The organism is Aeromonas sp. s9 (assembly GCF_040907765.1).
Lineage (GTDB): Bacteria > Pseudomonadota > Gammaproteobacteria > Enterobacterales > Aeromonadaceae > Aeromonas > Aeromonas caviae.
Genome location: NZ_JBFOCK010000044.1, coordinates 1 through 18718, shown reverse-complemented (window position 1 = coordinate 18718; position 18718 = coordinate 1). Strand labels below are relative to the sequence as shown.

The window sequence follows — 18718 nt, the reverse complement described above, 5'->3', positions numbered from 1 at the left end:
CCGGCATTCCGGCGACAACGACCGTTCGGGCCTGCCTCTTTGCGGGTGTCCGAACCAGTCCGCTCACATGTGAGCGGGCAGTATATCAGCTAGAAAACCGCTTGCGCGCGCAATCTTCACCATTTGAAAGGAGGACTTTTATGGCTCGCTACAGCCATGTTATCAGTACGCTTATTCGCACCGAAAAACAGGCGCTGACCCTGTCGCTGTTTGGTTGCATCACCTTTGCCATTTTCGGGATCGGCTATGGTCTGTTCGTCGGTTCCAACGCCATCATGCTGGACGGCATCTTCACCCTGTTCAGCATGGGCATGACGGGCCTTGGGCTCATCACCGCCTACCTGGTTACCCGCCCCTCCGACGCCCGTTTCCAATACGGCTACGCCCATTTCGAACCCATCGCCAACGTCATCAACGGCGCCATCATTCTGCTGCTCTGCCTCGGTGCCCTCTATGGCGGCATCACCTCCCTGCTGGCGGGCGGACGGGAGATCGATCTCGGCCACGCCCTCATCTATGCCGTCGTCTCCACCTTCTTCTGCAGCATCCTCTATCTCATCGAGGCCGACGTGGCCGAGCAGGTCAACTCCGAGCTGGTGCGGGTGGACTCCAAGGAGTGGCTGGTGGATACCCTGCTCAGCGCCACCCTGCTCATCGGCTTTCTGGTCGCCATCGGGCTCGATACCCTGGGTTACGGCCACTACAACCGCTACATAGACCCCATGCTGGTCTCCCTGCTGGCCCTGTGCGCCACCCTCATTCCCATCAAGGTGCTCGGTCGCAACCTGCGGGAAGTGCTGAAGATCGCCCCCAAGGGAGAGGTCAAGCAGCGAGTCGAACACGAGATCGAGGCCCTGCGCCAGCGCCATGGCATCGAATGCTACAGCCACCTGGCGAAAAGCGGCCGCCGCTTCGATCTCGAGCTCAACATCCTGGTGGCCCCCGGCCAGGAGTGGCCCGTCGAGCGCCAGGATGCCCTGCGCCAGGAGCTCTGGTCCCGCCTCGGCGACACCCTGGGAGACGCCTGGCTGTCGGTCTGCTTCACCCGCGAGAAACGCTGGCTCTGATCCGGCGCTCGTCATTGCGCTGCAACGCGGGGCCCAGTCGCCCCGCGTCATGACTCCCGGCGCAACCGCCGCCAAGTTCCCTCCTCTGTCGAGGCCCCATCCTGCTTACCCCCTCACTCCTCGCGCCTTACCCCTGTCCCGTTCAACCCGCCAGGAGAAAACGTTTGCCACCCCTTCCGGATCAATATTCACTTTCATCCCAGGGAAAAATAATAAAAATTCGTTGCTAAAATAAAGTACCGACGCTATTTATTCCGATCAGGGATGAAGGCTATTTCCTGCCTGGCAATGGAATTGTTGTTAACCGGAAAAATAAAATAATAAATCTCGTATCATTAAACAGTTGAGGTAATGTCCATGAAGAAAGTACTGATCGCTGCCATAACCCTAGCCATGGCGGGTGCGGCGAGCGCCGCCATTCCACAGTTGAATTATCAGTGCCCGGGTCAAATCCAGATGCACAGCGATGAAGGTGGCCCCGTCTATATCAATGGCAAGGAGGCCAAACTCAAGAAGTACAGCGAGGAGTTCTACGAGGCCAAGGGCGCCGGCGTCACCCTCTCCATCAGCAACACCGGGGGCCAGTACGATGTCTCCTACACCAGCAAGAAAGGCTCGGGTACCTGCCAGCCAGGCTCCTCTGCGGCCCCTGCTGCAGCCACTGCCTCAGCCACTGCCCACAAGGCCAGTCTCGCAGAGAAAGCCTGTCTCAAGGCGGTCTCCGACAAGACAGACGTGGCACAACAGCAGCTCCAGGTGATCGACGTGATGGACTCGGAAGCCGGGGTTGGCGTCACCATCAAGGTGCCGGGCGCAGAGGCTCCCTGGTCCTGTCTGAGCGACAAGAAGGGGCATGTTCAGGGCGCGGCCTATACCGGCAATTGACCTGACGACCAGGGTTAACGTCCCCTGAAACAACCCGTGTGAGCGCAAACGAGGAGGCCTGGGCCTCCTTGCTTTTTATACGCTGAATATATGATTCATGTGAATTAGTTGGTGGCGAACAAGTTAAATTTAGAATAATAACTCCATATCAAACACCATAACCCCCTCTATTCCTTCTTTCTCCCATGACACAGCCGCAATATTTCCCCCTGAAACAAATTATTACAAAAATAATGGATATATATGAGCCTGATGAATCCGGTTGTTGGTATCAGATCGTTTATTTTCCTTGTTCAGCACCTATGTTTGTGGTCGTGTCAATGTGTCGCTCTTTTATCTCCAGTCAAACTTGGCTGCGCATCAATGCCCCTTTCCCTTGCCTCTCCCGTTGGCAATCCCCTCGTCGCGTCCCCCTGACAGCCCCCTTGCCAAATGGCGGCGAGTCGTTATCATCAGGGCTCACTTTTGACCCGAGGTTTTATTGCCCATCATGGACAATCCCCGAAGTAGCCCTTCGTCTTTTCCCATCAAAGCCTATCTGTACCTGCTCAACCAACGCCTCTGAAGCGATCGTCTCCGTCACCACGGCCACGCCGTGACCACGATTCACTGCATCTGTCTTCATTGAGGTCAATCACATGGAATTCTTGCTGGACCCGTCAATCTGGGTCGGTCTGCTTACCCTGATCATCCTGGAAATCGTTCTCGGGATAGACAACCTGGTCTTCATCGCCATCCTGGTGAAAAAACTGCCCCCCGCCCAGCGGGACAAGGCGCGCATCATCGGTCTCTCCCTGGCCCTGCTGATGCGCCTGGGACTGCTCACCATCATGTCATGGCTGGTCACCCTCACGGCTCCTCTGCTGCACATCTGGGATCACCCCTTCTCCGGTCGGGATCTCATCCTGATGGGAGGCGGACTCTTCCTGCTGTTCAAGGCCACCTCCGAGCTGCATGAGCGACTCGAGGCCAAGCCCGAGGAGCAAGGCGGCACCGGCGTCTATGCCGGGTTCGGGGTGGTGATCGCCCAGATCCTGGTGCTGGATGCGGTCTTCTCCCTGGACTCCATCATCACCGCCGTCGGCATGGTGGATCACCTGGGCGTCATGATGGCGGCCGTGACCATCGCCATGGTGGTGATGGTGCTCGCCTCCAAGCCCCTGACCCGCTTCGTCAACGCCCATCCCACTGTGGTGGTGCTCTGCCTGAGCTTCCTCTTGATGATCGGCTTCAGCCTGGTGGCGGAGGGCTTCGGCTTCCACATTCCGAAGGGCTACCTCTACGCGGCCATCGGCTTCTCGGTGCTCATCGAGTTCTTCAACCAGCTCGCCCAGCGCAGTGCCCTGCGCCATGAGGCGCGCCAGCCCCTGCGCGAGCGCACCACCGCCGCCATCTTCAAGCTGATGGGGGGGAACAAACGCTCAGCCCACCCGCAGGAGGACGAAGAAGAGGTGCAGACTCAGCCCCTGCCCCCTGGTTTCGGTGAAGAGGAGCGTTACATGGTGAGCGGCGTGCTGTCACTGGCCGAGCGTTCCATTCGCACCATCATGACCCCGCGCTCCGAGATGGAGTGGATCGACGTGAGCGACAGCGAGGACGAGATCCGTGCCCTGCTGCAACGGGCCCCCCACAGCCTGTTCCCGGTCTGTGACGGGGAGCTGGACGAGGTGATCGGGGTGGTCAAGGCTCGGGATCTGCTGTTTGCCCTCAACGAGGGGCAATCCCTGGCAGCGCTTGCCAGACAGAACGAGCCCGTCATCGTGCCCCAGACCATCAACGTGATCCGGCTGCTGGCGGAGCTGCGTCAGGCCAGGGGCAGCCTCATTCTGGTGGCGGACGAGTTTGGCGTCATCCAGGGGCTGGTCACCAACCACGATCTGCTGGAGGCCATCGTCGGCGAGCTGCCGGACGAGGACGAGACCCCCGATGTGGTGCGCGAGGGCGAGCATTGGCTCATCCACGGCACCACCAACATCCATCAGGTGGAGCAGGCACTGAACTGCGACGGGCTGGTGAGCGAGAGCGACGAGTACGTGACCCTGGCGGGCATGCTGCTCTCCCACTTCGGCAGCCTGCCCGACGTCGGTCAGCAGTTGCACCTCGGCCAGTTCTGCTTCGAGGTCATGGCCGTGAGCGAGCGGCGCATCGAGCGAGTACGGGTCACCCCACTCTCCCCCTGATCATCGGTGGCAATGCAGCAAAAGAGGGCCTTTGGCCCTCTTTTTTCTGGCGCGAGCCCGGCCCCTCCCGGGCCATTGTTGCGATAACGGCAATTCTCTTCTGCAATACCCCCTCTTTTTCACAATAATAATCCCCTTTAGAGTCACCTCACTCCCAAAGATTGAGGAATCCATCATGCACCACGATCCCCTGTTCTGCCCCCTTCGCCTCGGCCAGCTGCACCTTGCCAACCGCATCGTCATGCCCCCCATGACTCGCTCCCGCGCCAGCCAGCCCGGGGACGTGGCCAACGCCATGATGGCGACCTACTACGCCCAGCGTGCCGGGGCCGGCCTCATCATCAGCGAAGGCACCCAGATAGATCCCCTGGGCAAGGGCTACGCCTGGACACCGGGCATCCACAGCGCCGAGCAGGTGGCAGGTTGGAAGCAGGTAACCGATGCCGTCCACGCCGAGGGGGGCATCATGTTCGCCCAGCTCTGGCACGTGGGCCGGGTCACCCATCCTGACAACATCGGCAGCGCCCAGCCCCTCTCCTCCTCCGCCATCCAGGCCAAGGGAGTGAAGGTATTCGTCGACAACGGCAGCGATGCCCCGGGGTTTGTGGAGACCGTCACCCCGCGCGCCATGACCCAGGCCGACATCGACGCCGTGGTGGGGCAGTTTCGCCAGGCCGCCCGCAACGCCATGGAGGCGGGCTTTGACGGCATCGAGTTGCACGCCGCCAACGGCTACCTCATCAACCAGTTCCTCGACTCCGAGTCCAATACCCGCACCGACGGCTATGGCGGTTCGCTCGAAAACCGGCTGCGTTTCCTCAAAGAGGTGACCGAGGCGGTCTGTGACGAGATCGGTCCCGACCGGGTCGGGGTACGCCTTGCGCCGCTCACCACCCTCAACGGCACCGTGGATGCCAACCCCCAGGAGACCTATCTGGCCGCCGCGCGCCTGCTGGGCCAGCTCGGCGTGATCTATCTGCACGTCGCGGAAGCGGACTGGGACGACGCCCCCCTGATGGCGGAGAGCTTCAAGCAGGGGCTACGCGACGCCTTCCCCAACACCCTCATCTACGCCGGCAAGTACGATGGGGAACGCGCCCGCGCCGCCATCGAGGCGGGCTGGGCCGACATGATTGGCTTCGGTCGCCCCTTCGTGGCCAACCCCGACTTGCCGAACCGCCTGCGCCACGGCCATCCGTTCGCCCCCCATGATCCCGCCACCCTGTTTGGCGGCGGCGAGAAAGGGCTGACCGATTACCCCGTCTATGGGGCAGAGCGGGCATAAGGCGGCTGGCGCCGAACCTCTTCCCGGGCGGGCCCTCCAACAGGGGGCTCGCCTTGTTGTCTTGCCAGTGCAACAACAACCCAAGACATTGTTACGCCATGTGATTCAATCTGCGCCCCTCTCTTTCAAGGAGTCACCATGAACCATACCCAGGCCTGGTGCTGGCACGCCCCCGGCGAACCGGACCAGCTCACCCTCACCCGGCAAGCGCTCCCCACCCCCGGGCCCGACGAGGTCCTCGTCGCCAACCGGATCATCGCCTTCAATCCGGTGGACTGGAAACTCATCGAACAGGGTCATCCCCACTGGCAGCCAGGCCATGTGCCCGGCGTCGATGGCATGGGCACCCTGGTGGCACTGGGGGCCAATGTCACCCACCTGCGCCCCGGCACCCGGGTCGCCTATCACACCGACCTGCGCCACGGCGGCAGCTTTGCCCGCCACACCCTGGTGCCGGCTCGCGCCCTGATGCCGGTGCCCCATGCCCTGAGCGACGAGGCGGCCGCCGCGCTCCCCTGCCCCGGCCTCACCGCCTGGCAGGCGCTGGCCAAGCTGCCTCACCTGCACGGGGAGGCCCTGCTCATCACGGGGGCTGGCAGCAGTGTCGGCCGCTTCGCGGTGCAACTTGCCCTTAAGCAGGGGGCCTGCGTCTTTGCCAGCGCCAGCCCGCGCCACCACCAGTGGCTCAAACAGCTAGGCGTGCAGGGGGTGGCGGACTATCGGGATCCCGACTGGCTGGCCCAGTTGCAGGCCGCCAACGGCGGTGAACCCTTCGAGGGGATCATCGATCTGGTCTCCAGCCAGCAGGCAGAAGCCTTGCTGCCTGCCCTTGGCTATTACGGCCACATGGTGACGGTGCTCGGGCGCATCGCGCGCAATCCGCTGCCCGCCTTTAGCCATTGCCACTCATTGCACGAGATTGCCCTCGGCGCCCAGCACCCCTTTGGCTCGGACAAACAGTGGAGCCGTCTGGTAGCGGCCGGTGTCGCCATGATGGCGCAGATGGCGAGCGGCGAGCTGACCCTGCCGCCGCTGGTGGTGGGCGACTTCGACGCCCTGCCTGCCCTGCTCACCCGCGTCAAGCAGGAGGGACAAGGAGAGAAGTATCTGGTGCGGGTGGGTTGATACCCGCCCAACGATGGCACAAAGAGGCCCGCCAGCCATGGCGGGCCTCCTCCATTCAAGGTGTGCAAGGCGGCCTGCTCAGTGCAGGCTCACCCCGTGCAGGGCGGCATGGAGGCGAATGTCCCGGGTCAGACGCACCTTGTCCGCAAGGCTCAGCCAGCTCGCCTCCACCGCATTGAGGCACAGGCGGCAGAGCTGCTCCCGGCTGGCGCCGAGCGCTTGCACCAGCGCCCGGAAGTTGGCCGTCAGGTAGCCGCCAAAATAGGCGGGATCGTCGGAGTTGATGGTGACGCAGAGCCCCTGCTCCAGCAGAGTCAGCACGTTGTGGTGCGCCATCTCGTCAAACACCTTGAGCCGCACGTTGGAGAGGGGGCAGACGGTGAGCGGCAGCCGGGTATCCGCCAGATAGCTCAGCAGCTCGGGATCCTCGCTGCAGCGCACCCCGTGATCGATGCGCTTCACCTCAAGCTCCCGTATGGTCTGCCAGATGTACGCCGCCGGCCCCTCCTCCCCGGCGTGGGCCACCACCGGCAGCCCCAGCTCCCGGCAGCGGGCAAAGACCCGGGCAAACTTGCCGGGCGGGTTGCCAAGCTCGCTCGAGTCGAGACCGAAGCCGTGGATGCGGGAGAGGAAGGGGCTTGCCTCTGCCAGCGTGGCGAAGGCCGCCTCCTCGCTCAGGTGGCGCAGGAAGCTCATGATAAGGCGCCAGCTGATACCGAACACCCGCTCCGCCTCCTGCAGCGCCCGCTCTATGCCCCCCAGCACCGTCTCGAACGCAATGCCGCGAGCGGTATGGGTCTGGGGATCGAAGAAGATCTCCACGTGCACCACCTTGTCGGCGGCGCAGCGCTCCAGATAGGCCCAGGTGAGGTCAAAAAAATCCTGCTCGGTGACGAGCACGCTGGCCCCCAGGTAGTAGAGATCGAGGAAGGATTGCAGGCCGTCGAACTCATAGGCGGCCCTCAGGCTCGCCACGTCGGGCCAGGGCAGGGTCACGCCGTTGCGCTGGCCAAGGGCAAACATCAGCTCGGGCTCCAGGGTGCCCTCGATATGCAGGTGCAGTTCCAGCTTGGGCAAGCCGGCAATAAAGTGCTCCATGATGACGGCTCCATCGTCAGATCCTGTGCGGGCACCACCGGGGCGGCGCCCTCCCTTGTCTTCCATTGTGCACCCATCTGGCCCGCCGGGGGAGACTTGTCATCAAAGCGCCTTATAATGGCGTCACAAAAAACAACATAACTATTTGAAGATCTTGAGGGTTGGCGCAACGTTCCGCCGCCTCTTGCGCCTACACAAGGAGTCCCCATGAAAAAAAGCGTCATCTGCGACATCGACGGCGTCATCCTGCACAACAACGATCTGGTGCCCGGCGCCGATCGCTTCGTCCATCGCCTGCTGGAGCAGGGCAGCAAGCTGCTGTTTCTCACCAACTACCCGGCCCAGACCCAGAAAGATCTGCAAAACCGCTTCCGCTCCGCCGGCATCGAGGTGCCGGAGGAGTGCTTCTATACCTCCGCCATGGGCACCGCCGACTTCCTCAAGCGTCAGGACGGCAAGAAGGCCTATGTGATCGGCGAAGGGGCCCTGACCCACGAGCTCTACAAGGCGGGCTTCACCATCACCGACATCGATCCCGACTTCGTGGTGGTGGGGGAGACCCGCAACTACAACTGGTCCATGATGCAGCTGGGGGCCAAGTTCGTGGATCAGGGGGCCCGCTTCATTGCCACCAACCCGGACACCCACGGCCCATTGATGCACCCGGCCTGCGGCGCCCTGTGCGCCCCCATCGAGCGGATGACCGGCAAGAAGCCCTTCTACGTGGGCAAGCCGAGCGCCTGGATCATCCGCGCGGCGCTCAACCGGATGGAGGCCCACTCCGACGACACCATCATCATCGGCGACAACCTGCGCACCGACATACTGGCGGGCTTCCAGGCCGGTCTCGAGACGGTGCTGGTGCTCTCCGGGGTGAGCAAGGTGGCGGACATCGACCGCATGCCGTTTCGGCCGAACCACATCTTCGACTCCGTGGTCGACATCGACATCGTCTGATCCCCTGCCCCGCCCCCGGGCGGCAAGCGCACAACACGGGCCCCCTTGGCAAAGGGGGCCCGTTTCGTTTAACGTAACCGCAACATTGTTAAACAAACTAAACGGGAGCAGGATGCTCCCCTCGCCACCGCAAGGACGCACCATGAAGAGCCTGAACGACTGGATCCTGCTGGACCAGCACCCCGTCTCCCCCACCCCGCTGATGCCCGCCCCCGAGCGGATCCGGGCCGGCAACCCGAGCCAGACCCTGTGGAATCACTACTCGGACCCGAGCCAGCAGTTTCACGTGGGCTTCTGGGCCTGCGAGCCGGGCCGCTGGGCCGTGCACTACACCGAGCACGAGTATTGCCAGTTGCTGGAGGGGGAGGCGCGGATCCACGACGGTCAGGGAGGCCAGCTGCACCTCAAGCCGGGCGATCAATTCGTCATCCCGGCGGGCTTCGTCGGCGAGTGGGAGACCCTGGTGGCCTGTCGCAAGCTCTATGTGATCTTCGAACCCGCCGCGACCTGACGCGCACGTCAACCTCGTTCCCTTTTCCGGGCGACCGGGCGGTGACCATCCCCTGGCACGGCTTGACGCTTACGGCATGATTTTCTGCGGTTTTCCCGCTTGCAAAAGGGTTTTCCGCTAGGCATTGTGATTGGCGAGGAATGTAAATGGAATTTCGAGCCCAAACGTGGGGGGCTCATATAAAAATCAAGAGGATTACCGCCAATGTGTTCTATTTTCGGCATTCTGGACATCAAGACCGACTCCGCCACTCTGCGCAAATCGGCCCTGGAGATGTCCAAGCGACTGCGTCACCGCGGGCCTGACTGGTCCGGCGTCTACAGCTCCGACAAGGCCATCCTGGTGCACGAGCGCCTGGCCATCGTCGATCCGGGCAACGGCGCCCAGCCGCTCTACAACCCCGAGCGCACCCACGTATTGGCCGTCAACGGCGAGATCTACAACCACAAGGAGCTGGAGAGAAACCTCAAGGTCGATTTCCAGTTCCAGACCCACTCCGACTGCGAGGTGCTGCTGGCCCTCTACAAGGAGAAGGGCCCCGCCTTCCTGGACGATCTCAACGGCATCTTCGCCTTCATCCTCTATGACGCCGAGCAGGATGCGTATCTTATCGGTCGCGACCACATGGGGATCATCCCCCTCTACACCGGCCGCGACGAGCACGGCAACTTCTACGTCGCCTCCGAGATGAAGGCCCTGGTGCCGGTGTGCAAGAGCGTCGAGACCTTCCCGCCGGGACACTACCTCTGGAGCAAGGATGGCGAACTTAAAACTTGGTACAAGCGCGACTGGATGGAGTACGCCGCAGTCGAGCACAACGTCAGCGACAAGGCCGAGCTGAAAGCCGCTCTGGAAGCGGCGGTCAAGCGCCAGCTGATGTGTGACGTCCCCTACGGCGTGCTGCTCTCCGGCGGGCTGGATTCGTCCGTCATCTCCGCCATCACCAAGCTCTATGCCGCTCGCCGGGTCGAAGACGATGACAAGAGCGAAGCCTGGTGGCCGCAGCTGCACTCCTTCGCCGTCGGCCTGGAAGGCTCGCCGGACTTGGCCGCCGCCCGCAAGGTGGCAAACCACCTCGGCACCATCCACCACCAGATCCACTTCACCGTGCAGGAGGGGCTGGATGCCCTGCGGGACGTCATCTATCACCTCGAGACCTATGACGTCACCACCATCCGCGCCTCCACGCCCATGTACCTGATGGCACGCTACATCAAGGCGATGGGCATCAAGATGGTGCTCTCCGGCGAAGGCTCCGACGAGCTGTTCGGCGGCTACCTCTACTTCCACAAGGCGCCCAACGCCCGGGAGTTCCACGAGGAGACGGTGCGCAAGCTGTCCGCCCTGCACCTCTACGACTGCCTGCGGGCCAACAAGTCCATGGCCGCCTGGGGCGTGGAGGGCCGCGTGCCCTTCCTCGACAAGGAGTTCATGGACGTGGCGATGCGCCTCAACCCCGCCGACAAGATGTGCGGCAAGGGCAAGATCGAGAAGCACATCCTGCGGGAAGCCTTCGAGGATCTGCTGCCCCACGAGGTGGCGTGGCGCCAGAAGGAGCAGTTCTCCGACGGCGTGGGCTACTCCTGGATAGACAGCCTCAAGGCCATGGTCGAGCAGGAGGTGACGGATCAGATGTTCGAGGCGGCGGCGTTCCGCTTCCCCATCAACACCCCGCTCACCAAGGAGGCCTACTACTACCGCGCCATCTTCGACGAGCACTTCCCGCTGGAGTCCGCCGCCCGTACCGTGCCCTACGGCAAGTCGGTCGCCTGCTCCACCCCAACCGCCCTGGAGTGGGATGCCAAGTTCAAGGAGATGGCCGACCCGTCAGGCCGCGCCGTGATGGACGTCCACCAGCAGGGTTACTGATCGCCCCTGACCTGAATACAAAGCCCCTCTCGAGGGGCTTTGTTGTTTTCTGCCATTCCATTGCCGCTTTTTTTGCCTTCCCCTTCCCTGTTTGCGGCTTGGCGCAGGAAACGCCTCGTGTCACATTGTCTGCGCCTGGAAGCAAAGATAACGACACAAGGAAGAGACCATGAAACGACTGTTACTGCCCCTGATGCTGGGCTCCCTCCTTTTCAATGGCGCCACCTGCGCGGGCGACCACCTCTGGAGTCAGAGCCTGCCCGATTACAGCCAGGGTTATGACGAGACGCGGGATCCGGCCCGCGATCTCGCCGCCGCTACCGCCAAGGCCAGTGCCGAGGGCAAGAAAGTCCTGCTGCTGGTGGGGGGCGAATGGTGCAGCTGGTGCCAGGAGATGAACCGCTTTCTGGACCGGGAACCCGATCTCGCCGGCCAGCTCAACCGCACCTTCGTGGTGGTCAAGGTGAACGTCAGCGAGCAGAACAAGAATGAATCCTTCCTGAAAGCCTATCCCGAATATCTGGGGGTCCCCCACTTCTACGTGCTGGATGCCAAAGGCAGGCTGCTCGAGTCCTTCAACACCGGGCTGCTGGAGAAGGGGAAGAGTTACGACGGGGAGAAACTCGGCAAATTTATCGCCTATTTCCAGCCCAGGACCACCCACGGCTGACTCGCCAGTCAATAAAACAGGGCCCCGCACGGTCAGTGACAGTGCAGGGCCCTGATGGCTACGCAAACAGGGAAGTGGCATGTCTGCGACAAACAGGCCATCCATCACCCCGGACAAGGACGAAAAAGATGTTGCGAATACTGGGCAAGGTGTCGTCAATCAATGTGCGCAAGGTACTGTGGACTTGCGCCGAACTGGCCCTCCCCTTCGAGCTGGAGGAGTGGGGATCCGGCTTAAAACCCACGGACACCCCGGCGTTTCTGGCGCTCAACCCCAATGCCATGGTGCCCGTCATTCAGGATGAGGATTTTACGCTGTGGGAGTCGAACACCATCATCCGCTACCTGGCGACGCGCCATGGTGCCAATGCACTCTATCCCGCCGAGGCGAGAGCCAGGGCCAGGGTCGATCAATGGATTGACTGGCAGGCATCGGACTTGAACACCGCCTGGCGCTACGCCTTCCTGTCGCTGGTGAGGCGCTCTCCCCAGCATCAAGACCATCAGGCCCTTCACGCAGCTTGCCTGCAGTGGTCTCACTGCATGGAGATCCTGGAGAGACAGCTTCAAACAACCGGAGGATATGTGGCCGGTCCGCACTTCTCGCTGGCAGATATTCCCATCGGGCTGTCAGTCAACCGCTGGCTGGAGACGCCCTATGATCGCCCGTCGCTACCCGCCGTGGACGACTACTATCAGCGACTGAAAGAGCGGCCGGGGTTTCGACGCTATGGGGCCAATGGCACGCCCTGAGGCGAGCAAGATAACTCGGGCAAGGAAAGAGACGGCAGACCGGGCCAACGCGCTGGTCCGGTCTGCACAGCTTCAGGGCTGGGCATCCGGCTGATTGGCGGGGGCGGCCTTGATAAAGGCCTGCAACTGCTCGCAGTTGGCGACGATGCGCGCAATGGTGGGGTAGTCATCCAGGGTCATGTCGAAGCGGAGGGCGTTGTAGACCTGGGGTACCAGCATGCAGTCCGCCAGGGTAACCTCATTGCCCACGCAATAGATGCCGGCGGTGGTCATGAGAAGCTGCTCCAGCGCGGTGAAGGTCTCGTCTATCCAGTGGCGATACCAGGCATCCCGCGCCATCTTGCTCTGCCCCAACTCCTGCTCCAAGTAGTGCAGCACGCGCAGGTTGTTGAGGGGGTGGGTGTCACAGGCGATCATGTTGACGATCTGGCGCACCCGGGCACGTTCGATGGGGGCGGAGGGCATCAGGGGGTAGGCGGGATAGGTCTCGTCGAGGTACTCCATGATGGCCACCGACTGACCCAGATGCACGTCATCGTCCACGAGAAACGGCACCAGTCCCTGTGGATTGACCCGGCGGTAGGCCTTCTCCTTCTGCTCACCCTGCCGCAAGTTGACCGGGTGCTGCTCATAATCGAGCCCCTTGAGTTGCAGTACCAAACGCACGCGAAAGCTGGCCGATGAGCGCCAATATCCAAACAACTGCAGCATAGTGTGTCCCTGTGGTGGCAGGTGTCTGCCACCTGCCGTGTCGCCCGCCCCTCCCGGGGTCGGGCTCTCCTAGCTCGTCCGCTCGGCCGTTGCTTGCGTGACCCGCTGCAAAATGGTGCCAAACAGACTCATCCCGTTGCGATCCTGCATCGCGATGGACACTGTATCACCAAAGCGCAGAAAGGGTGTAGTGGCTTGACCTGACTCGATAATTTCCAGCATCCGCCGCTCGGCAAGGCAGGAGGATCCCCGGCTTCTGTCGTAGTTGGAGACGGTGCCCGAGCCGATGATGCAGCCCGCCCCGAGCGGCCTTGTCTTGGCGGCATGGGCAATCAGCTCATCAAAGTTGAAGGTCATGTCCACCCCGGCGTCGGGCTGCCCGAACAGGGCGCCGTTGAGGTGGGTCACCAGGGGCAGGTGGACCTTGCCATCGCGCCAGTCATCCCCCAGCTCGTCCGGGGTGATGGCCACCGGCGAGAAGCTGCTGGAGGGCTTGGACTGGAAGAAGCCGAAGCCCTTGGCAAGCTCCCCGGGAATGAGGTTGCGCAGGCTCACGTCGTTGACCAGCATCAAGAGCTTGATGTGGCTCGCCGCCCTCTGCGAACGGGTGCCCATGGGCACGTCGTCGGTGATGACGGCAATTTCCGACTCAAAGTCGATGCCCCACTCCTCGGAGCCCATCACGATGGGGCCACGGGGCGGCAGGAAGCTGTCAGAGCCTCCCTGATACATCAGGGGATCGTGCCAGAAGCTTTCTGGCATGTCGGCGCCGCGGGCCTTGCGCACCAGCTCCACGTGATTGACGTAGGCACTGCCGTCAATCCACTGGTAGGCGCGGGGCAGCGGGGAGAGGCACGCCTCCTCATCGAAGGGGAAGGCGTCGGGGCAGGCGCCCTCGTTGAGTCGCTGATAGACGTTCGCCAATTGCGGCGCCACTTCGTCCCACTGATCGAGGGCCGACTGCAGGGTCGGAGCAATGGTCGTCACGTGGACGGCGCGCGCCAGATCGCGGCTCACCACCACCAGGGCGCCGTCGCGCTTGCCATTGTTCAGGGTTGCCAGTTTCATATCGAATTCCTTATTTGCCGAGCGTCTCTGGACGCTGCCAGCTGGTGACATAACCGGGGTGTTCGACCCCTTCGCAGATCGGGCCGACAGCCAGGGCATCACGGGTGTCGAGCATCACCGCCACCTCGTCGGTGAAGGTCTTGGCATGGGCCAGCCCCGCCGCAAAGGCCTTGGGATGGGGGCCGTGGGTGAAGCCGGCAGGGTGAAAGGTGACCATGCCCCGCTTGATGTTGTCCCGGCTGAAGAAGTCCCCGGCGTGGTAGAAGAGCACTTCGTCGAAGTCGTCGTTGCTGTGGTAGAAGGGCACCCGCAGGGCACCTGGGTCGCTCTCGATGGGACGCGGCACGAAGGTGCAGACCACGAACCGGCTCGCCACGAAGGTGGTGTGGGCCGAGGGAGGCAGGTGGTAGCGGTGGCTCATCAGCGGGCGGATATCCCGCCAGTTGAGGCGCACCACGCACAAGTCCCCGTGCCACCCTTGTGCATCCAGCGGGTTGAACGGCCAGGTGACGACCGAGACCTGATCGTGGCGCTTGATCTGCAGCGACCAGGGGTTTTCATCCTGCTGGGCCAGGAAGCGCTCATTGATGGCGGGCACGTCCAGGGCCGCCGGATCGAAGATGGCGTGATTGCCCACCAGTCCCTTGTCCGGCAGCTGATAACTGTCTTCCGTCGCCTCGATCATCAGGATGAAGAGGGGCGCCGTCGGCTCGATGCGCCACATGGTGCCACGGGGGATCACCACATAGTCGCCATCTCTCAAGATGAGGTGCCCGTAGTCGCAGTAAAACTCACCGCTCCCCTCGTGAATGAACAGGAGCTCGTCGCCATCGGCGTTTCGCACCAGAAACGGCATGGGCTCATGCAGGCGCCAGATGCGGTAGCGGCAGTGGGGGTTGCTGAGCAGATCCGGCATCACCCAGGGGGAGAGAGAGCTCACCTCCTCCTGCAGATCGTTCAAGTCAAACGCCCGTGGCCGAAGCGGCCCCTCCCAGTTGACCCAGTCGGTGGGTGCGTGCTTGTGGTGCATGTGGGTGGCCGGACCGAAGAAGCCCGAGCGCCCCAGCTCGCGCTCATAGATGGCCTGCTCCGGCAGGTCGGCATGGGCCTGGCGGGAGTGGGTTCCCTCCCGATGGGGGAAGCTTATCCAGTTACGCATCGCTCGGTTCTCCGTTTTTCTGGCCCTGCGCGGCACTGTTCACCTCCCCTTGCGTGGATCCGTCCAGCACGCCACGGCGGATCTGATCCAGCTCGATGGATTCGAACAATGCCTGGAAGTTGCCCTCACCAAAGCCCTCGTTGCCCTTGCGCTGGATGATCTCGAAGAACACGGGACCGATGACGGTGTCGGTGAAGATCTGCAGCAGGATGCCGTCCTTCGTCGGCGAGCCGTCGATGAGGATGCGCAGCTCTTTCAGCGCCGCCAGATCCTCCTGATGACCCGCGACCCGGCTGTCCACCTTCTCGTAGTAGGTGTCCGGCGTCGGCATGAAGCCGGTTCCCCGCCCTCTGAGCGTGCGGATGGTGCGATAGATGTCGGCAGAGGCGAGCGCGATGTGCTGGATCCCCTCCCCCTTGTACTGGCGCAGGTACTCCTCTATCTGGGACTTGTCGTCCGCCGACTCGTTGATGGGGATGCGAATTTTGCCGCAGGGGGCCGTCATGGCGCGCGAGTGCAATCCGGTCAGCTTGCCCTCGATGTCGAAATAGCGGATTTCCCGGAAGTTGCCGATCCGCTCGTAGAAATTCGACCAGAGGTTCATGTTGCCGCGATGGACGTTGTGGGTCAGGTGGTCGATCTCATAGAGCCCCGCGTCCACCTCGGCCATGCGGGCCTGCCAGTCGGGGTAGAAGATAAAGTCCACGTCATAGATGGAGCCCCGATCGCCATAGCGATCGACAAAGGAGAGGGTGCTCTCGCCGATGCCGTAGATGGCGGGGATGTTGAGCTCCATGGGGCCGATTTTGCCCACAAACGGCTTGGCCCCCTGGCCAATGGCGTACTGCTGGGCACGGCCGGCATCGCTCACCCGAAACGCCATGCCGCACACGCTCGGACCATGGGCCCGGGCAAACTCCTCCGCCTGGGAGTGGGGCTCGGCATTGACCACGAAGTTGATGTCCCCCTGGCGATAGAGCCAGCACTGCTTGTGCCTGTGCTTGGCCACTTCGGCAAAGCCCAGTGAGACGAACAGCGCCTTGAGAGCCGCAATGCCCTTGAGATCCGGCGCCGTGTACTCGACGAACTCAAACCCGTCGGTGCCAAGGGGGTTGATGGTGTGAGTACGGGAAGAAGGGGTGGTCATAATGCGCTCCTTGCGATGAACTGATAACGAAACGGTTCACGCCGCAAGGGCTCGACAGGCAGCCCGCACGGCTTTGTTAACAACTTGTTTCATTAGAGTGGCGAGCGCAGGGAATGAGAAGGGGCGGCGTTCAGATAGTTTGGCGGGGATCCGCGCCAAAAAATGTAAATGAAATGTGACATAGCAGCCCCAACCTTGCACTGCGCTCGTTAGCGTCCCGCAAGGCTGTCAGCTTTGCCTTACAGCGACCAATAACGGGGTTCGATATGGGGCAGCACCGCCCTCGCCTTTAGCAATCGAGTCCTTTGCGGGTTGATGAGCCAGGCCTGCTCCCCCAACGCCAGCAGGGGCAGATCGTGCAGGCTGTCACTCAGGGTGAGTGCGGCCTCCAGGGTCAGGAGCTCGGGCAGCAGCTTGTGCCTGCCATGGCAATAGAAGCGCGGCACCAGGCCGCCGAAACGGTAACCCATCCGCGAGCCGATGATGCGGTGAGGGAGCCTTGGCAGTTGACGATGGAGCTGGGCACGGACCAGGGCGCGGGGACTGGCGGAGATGACCCAGCAGCGGTGCCCCTCCCCCGTCAGGAGGGCTCGCGCCTCCCGATACAGACCGGGCCGGGTCAGGCTGTACTGCCGTACCAGGGCGCGCCAGGCCAGGGGGGATAGCCCGAGGGTGATGGCCCACCAGATGAGTGCAATGCCGCGACTGCGCTGACCTGGCAGCAGATAGATCACGGCACCGAACGCCATCAGTGGCCACAGCAGCAGCGGCCAGATACGGCGGCGCAAGATGAAACGCAGCAACCCCGCATGGCTGTCATCCGGCGCCAGGGTGTCATCGAAGTCGGCCAGGATCCAGCCACGGGCTGGGACTCTCGCGGTTGCAGCGCTCATTCGGTGATCTCTGCGATGGCGGCATGCAACTCGGGCAGGAGGAACAGCGCCCCCTCATCGGGCGGACAAACGAGATCGAAGCTCTCACCTGCCAGGGTGAAGGCGAGGCGCCAGGCGTGCAGATAACCGCGATCCGCCGCCGTGCCGCCGTAACGCTCATCTCCGAGGATGGCGGCTCCCACGCTCTTCAAGGCCACCCGGATCTGGTGGGTCTTGCCGGTCCGGGGCTTGATGCGATAAAGGCGCAGCCCCTCGCGCACCGAAACGGAGTCGAACCAGCTGATGGCCGGGTTATCCTGGGTGCGGCTCAGCATCCAGCTGCCGCCTCGCCCTTTCTCCATGTCCCCCTTCACCCAGCCCTGCTTCTTCTTCGGCTTGCGATCGGAGAGTGCCAGATACTGCTTGCTCACTTCCCGCGCCGCGAAAGCCATGCTGAGGGCGCGATTCGCTTCGGCGGTGCGGGCCAGCAGCACCAGCCCAGAGGTCATCTTGTCCAGTCGATGGACCGGATAGAGGTCAAGACCGGTATCCATTCTGACCCGATTGACGAGACCCGGCTCGCCGGCATCATCGTGCATGCCAATGCCCGGACGCTTGTTGATCACCATGAAATCTTTGTGCTGCAATAGTATCCGGTACATGTATAACCCTTTAGAATGTTACTTGTTAACAACTTGAATGCAGGCCTGCAGGCCATCTTCATGGACCCTCAGCACAAGAATCGCACGAATGAAAAAAGGTTCATCGCGGCTTTCCGGGGAAGGCCGCCTTGATTTTCAGAAAAAAGTATTCTGAGTCCCTAAATCCATATGCCATGCGCTTTATCACTTTGATCTTGTTGTTCACCCCTTCCAGCACACTCGTGTGCATCGGGTAGTTTGCACTCGCCAGGATCCCCCGCATATATTTCGATAAATTTCGACCAAATCGTTGCAGCGGCGCTAGCCCGCTTTCCTTCACCTGCCGCATCCAGCTCCGCCATCGTCGCCATCCTTCCCACACGCTCGGCGCATACCAGATGCCCTTCAACGCCTCTTTCAGCACGTACACCATCGCCAGCGGTTGATTCGCCGCCAACAGCTCCTGCAACTTCACATCCTGTTTTTCACTCAGCTTCGTCCGATTACGTAGCAGCAACCAACGCGCACTTTTGACCACTTTTCGCGCCGGTTTATCGCTTTTCAGTGCATTCGCCTGCTCCACTCGCACCCGGTCCACCACCTCTCGGCCATAGCGAGCCACCACGTGGAACAGGTCGTAGACCACCTCCGCCTGCGGGCAGTGTTGCTTCACCTCCAGGTCGAACGCCGTGTTCATGTCCATCGCCACCGCCTCAATCTG

The 18718-nt window shown here is 62.2% G+C and carries 17 protein-coding genes and 1 pseudogene; 10 read left to right on the top strand and 8 right to left on the bottom strand.

Going from position 1 to position 18718, the window contains the following annotated elements; all coding sequences use genetic code 11:
- The first annotated feature begins 140 nt into the window (after positions 1-140).
- From AB5Y54_RS08710 to AB5Y54_RS08690, 5 genes are all read left to right on the top strand, one after another.
- On the top strand, positions 141-1067 hold the full coding sequence (locus AB5Y54_RS08710; RefSeq protein WP_143237680.1) for a cation diffusion facilitator family transporter: 927 nt from the start codon (positions 141-143) through the stop codon (positions 1065-1067).
- A gap of 357 nt (positions 1068-1424) precedes the next feature.
- Entirely contained in the window at positions 1425-1952 is a 528-nt protein-coding gene (locus tag AB5Y54_RS08705; RefSeq protein ID WP_143237681.1) for a hypothetical protein, read from the top strand.
- A 638-nt stretch (positions 1953-2590) separates the two neighbouring features.
- A complete protein-coding gene (locus tag AB5Y54_RS08700) occupies positions 2591-4132 on the top strand; it encodes a TerC family protein (RefSeq protein WP_202041848.1) in 1542 nt (513 codons plus the stop codon).
- 175 nt (positions 4133-4307) lie between these two features.
- Complete coding sequence (locus AB5Y54_RS08695; protein ID WP_223932029.1) at positions 4308-5417, top strand: alkene reductase; 1110 nt, start codon at positions 4308-4310, stop codon at positions 5415-5417.
- A 138-nt stretch (positions 5418-5555) separates the two neighbouring features.
- Positions 5556-6542 carry a zinc-binding dehydrogenase gene (locus tag AB5Y54_RS08690; protein ID WP_223932028.1) on the top strand — a complete coding sequence of 329 codons (987 nt, stop codon included), beginning with the start codon at positions 5556-5558 and terminating at the stop codon, positions 6540-6542.
- 78 nt (positions 6543-6620) lie between these two features.
- Here the strand turns inward: AB5Y54_RS08690 and AB5Y54_RS08685 are convergent, their stop codons facing one another.
- Entirely contained in the window at positions 6621-7640 is a 1020-nt protein-coding gene (locus AB5Y54_RS08685) for an adenosine deaminase (protein ID WP_223932027.1), read from the bottom strand.
- A gap of 207 nt (positions 7641-7847) precedes the next feature.
- Here AB5Y54_RS08685 and AB5Y54_RS08680 point away from each other — a divergent pair, with 207 nt between their 5' ends.
- From AB5Y54_RS08680 to AB5Y54_RS08660, 5 genes are all read left to right on the top strand, one after another.
- Positions 7848-8597, top strand: a complete 750-nt coding sequence (locus tag AB5Y54_RS08680) for an HAD-IIA family hydrolase (RefSeq protein WP_052816355.1) — start codon at positions 7848-7850, stop codon at positions 8595-8597.
- A gap of 142 nt (positions 8598-8739) precedes the next feature.
- On the top strand, positions 8740-9108 hold the full coding sequence (locus AB5Y54_RS08675; protein WP_111911474.1) for a cupin domain-containing protein: 369 nt from the start codon (positions 8740-8742) through the stop codon (positions 9106-9108).
- A 204-nt stretch (positions 9109-9312) separates the two neighbouring features.
- Entirely contained in the window at positions 9313-10977 is a 1665-nt protein-coding gene (asnB, locus tag AB5Y54_RS08670; RefSeq protein ID WP_201920733.1) for an asparagine synthase B, read from the top strand.
- Between the two features lie 169 nt (positions 10978-11146).
- Entirely contained in the window at positions 11147-11647 is a 501-nt protein-coding gene (locus tag AB5Y54_RS08665; RefSeq protein WP_052814548.1) for a thioredoxin family protein, read from the top strand.
- A 128-nt stretch (positions 11648-11775) separates the two neighbouring features.
- Complete coding sequence (locus tag AB5Y54_RS08660) at positions 11776-12399, top strand: glutathione S-transferase family protein (protein ID WP_201920736.1); 624 nt, start codon at positions 11776-11778, stop codon at positions 12397-12399.
- Positions 12400-12471: 72 nt separating this feature from the next.
- Here the strand turns inward: AB5Y54_RS08660 and maiA are convergent, their stop codons facing one another.
- The 7 genes and pseudogenes from maiA to AB5Y54_RS08625 form a co-directional block, all read right to left on the bottom strand.
- On the bottom strand, positions 12472-13110 hold the full coding sequence (maiA, locus tag AB5Y54_RS08655; RefSeq protein WP_199767321.1) for a maleylacetoacetate isomerase: 639 nt from the start codon (positions 13108-13110) through the stop codon (positions 12472-12474).
- A 69-nt stretch (positions 13111-13179) separates the two neighbouring features.
- Entirely contained in the window at positions 13180-14178 is a 999-nt protein-coding gene (locus tag AB5Y54_RS08650; protein ID WP_103242964.1) for a fumarylacetoacetate hydrolase family protein, read from the bottom strand.
- A gap of 10 nt (positions 14179-14188) precedes the next feature.
- Entirely contained in the window at positions 14189-15337 is a 1149-nt protein-coding gene (locus AB5Y54_RS08645; RefSeq protein ID WP_201985241.1) for a homogentisate 1,2-dioxygenase, read from the bottom strand.
- Positions 15330-16484, bottom strand: a complete 1155-nt coding sequence (hppD, locus tag AB5Y54_RS08640; protein ID WP_201920743.1) for a 4-hydroxyphenylpyruvate dioxygenase — start codon at positions 16482-16484, stop codon at positions 15330-15332. The genes AB5Y54_RS08645 and hppD overlap by 8 nt, the downstream gene beginning before the upstream one ends.
- 239 nt (positions 16485-16723) lie before the next feature.
- Positions 16724-17377, bottom strand: coding sequence for an HAD family hydrolase (locus AB5Y54_RS08635; protein ID WP_049635979.1), 654 nt, complete (start codon positions 17375-17377; stop codon positions 16724-16726).
- Positions 17374-18018 (bottom strand): TIGR01621 family pseudouridine synthase, encoded by a 645-nt coding sequence (locus AB5Y54_RS08630; protein WP_201920746.1) that lies wholly within the window; start codon positions 18016-18018, stop codon positions 17374-17376. The genes AB5Y54_RS08635 and AB5Y54_RS08630 overlap by 4 nt, the downstream gene beginning before the upstream one ends.
- Before the next feature lie 100 nt (positions 18019-18118).
- A pseudogene (locus AB5Y54_RS08625) lies at positions 18119-18718 on the bottom strand (ISL3-like element ISAeme19 family transposase); the annotation flags it as partial.

Bases quoted from the DNA above. Each gene is read 5' to 3' on its own strand.
- AB5Y54_RS08630 (WP_201920746.1), bottom strand. From the start codon at position 18,018: ATGTACCGGATACTATTGCAGCACAAAGATTTCATGGTGATCAACAAG.
- AB5Y54_RS08680 (WP_052816355.1), top strand. From the start codon at position 7,848: ATGAAAAAAAGCGTCATCTGCGACATCGACGGCGTCATCCTGCACAAC.
- AB5Y54_RS08700 (WP_202041848.1), top strand. From the start codon at position 2,591: ATGGAATTCTTGCTGGACCCGTCAATCTGGGTCGGTCTGCTTACCCTG.
- hppD (WP_201920743.1), bottom strand. From the start codon at position 16,484: ATGACCACCCCTTCTTCCCGTACTCACACCATCAACCCCCTTGGCACC.
- AB5Y54_RS08660 (WP_201920736.1), top strand. From the start codon at position 11,776: ATGTTGCGAATACTGGGCAAGGTGTCGTCAATCAATGTGCGCAAGGTA.
- AB5Y54_RS08685 (WP_223932027.1), bottom strand. From the start codon at position 7,640: ATGGAGCACTTTATTGCCGGCTTGCCCAAGCTGGAACTGCACCTGCAT.
- AB5Y54_RS08705 (WP_143237681.1), top strand. From the start codon at position 1,425: ATGAAGAAAGTACTGATCGCTGCCATAACCCTAGCCATGGCGGGTGCG.
- AB5Y54_RS08635 (WP_049635979.1), bottom strand. From the start codon at position 17,377: ATGAGCGCTGCAACCGCGAGAGTCCCAGCCCGTGGCTGGATCCTGGCC.
- AB5Y54_RS08710 (WP_143237680.1), top strand. From the start codon at position 141: ATGGCTCGCTACAGCCATGTTATCAGTACGCTTATTCGCACCGAAAAA.
- AB5Y54_RS08695 (WP_223932029.1), top strand. From the start codon at position 4,308: ATGCACCACGATCCCCTGTTCTGCCCCCTTCGCCTCGGCCAGCTGCAC.
- AB5Y54_RS08645 (WP_201985241.1), bottom strand. From the start codon at position 15,337: ATGCGTAACTGGATAAGCTTCCCCCATCGGGAGGGAACCCACTCCCGC.
- AB5Y54_RS08665 (WP_052814548.1), top strand. From the start codon at position 11,147: ATGAAACGACTGTTACTGCCCCTGATGCTGGGCTCCCTCCTTTTCAAT.
- maiA (WP_199767321.1), bottom strand. From the start codon at position 13,110: ATGCTGCAGTTGTTTGGATATTGGCGCTCATCGGCCAGCTTTCGCGTG.
- asnB (WP_201920733.1), top strand. From the start codon at position 9,313: ATGTGTTCTATTTTCGGCATTCTGGACATCAAGACCGACTCCGCCACT.
- AB5Y54_RS08675 (WP_111911474.1), top strand. From the start codon at position 8,740: ATGAAGAGCCTGAACGACTGGATCCTGCTGGACCAGCACCCCGTCTCC.
- AB5Y54_RS08690 (WP_223932028.1), top strand. From the start codon at position 5,556: ATGAACCATACCCAGGCCTGGTGCTGGCACGCCCCCGGCGAACCGGAC.
- AB5Y54_RS08650 (WP_103242964.1), bottom strand. From the start codon at position 14,178: ATGAAACTGGCAACCCTGAACAATGGCAAGCGCGACGGCGCCCTGGTG.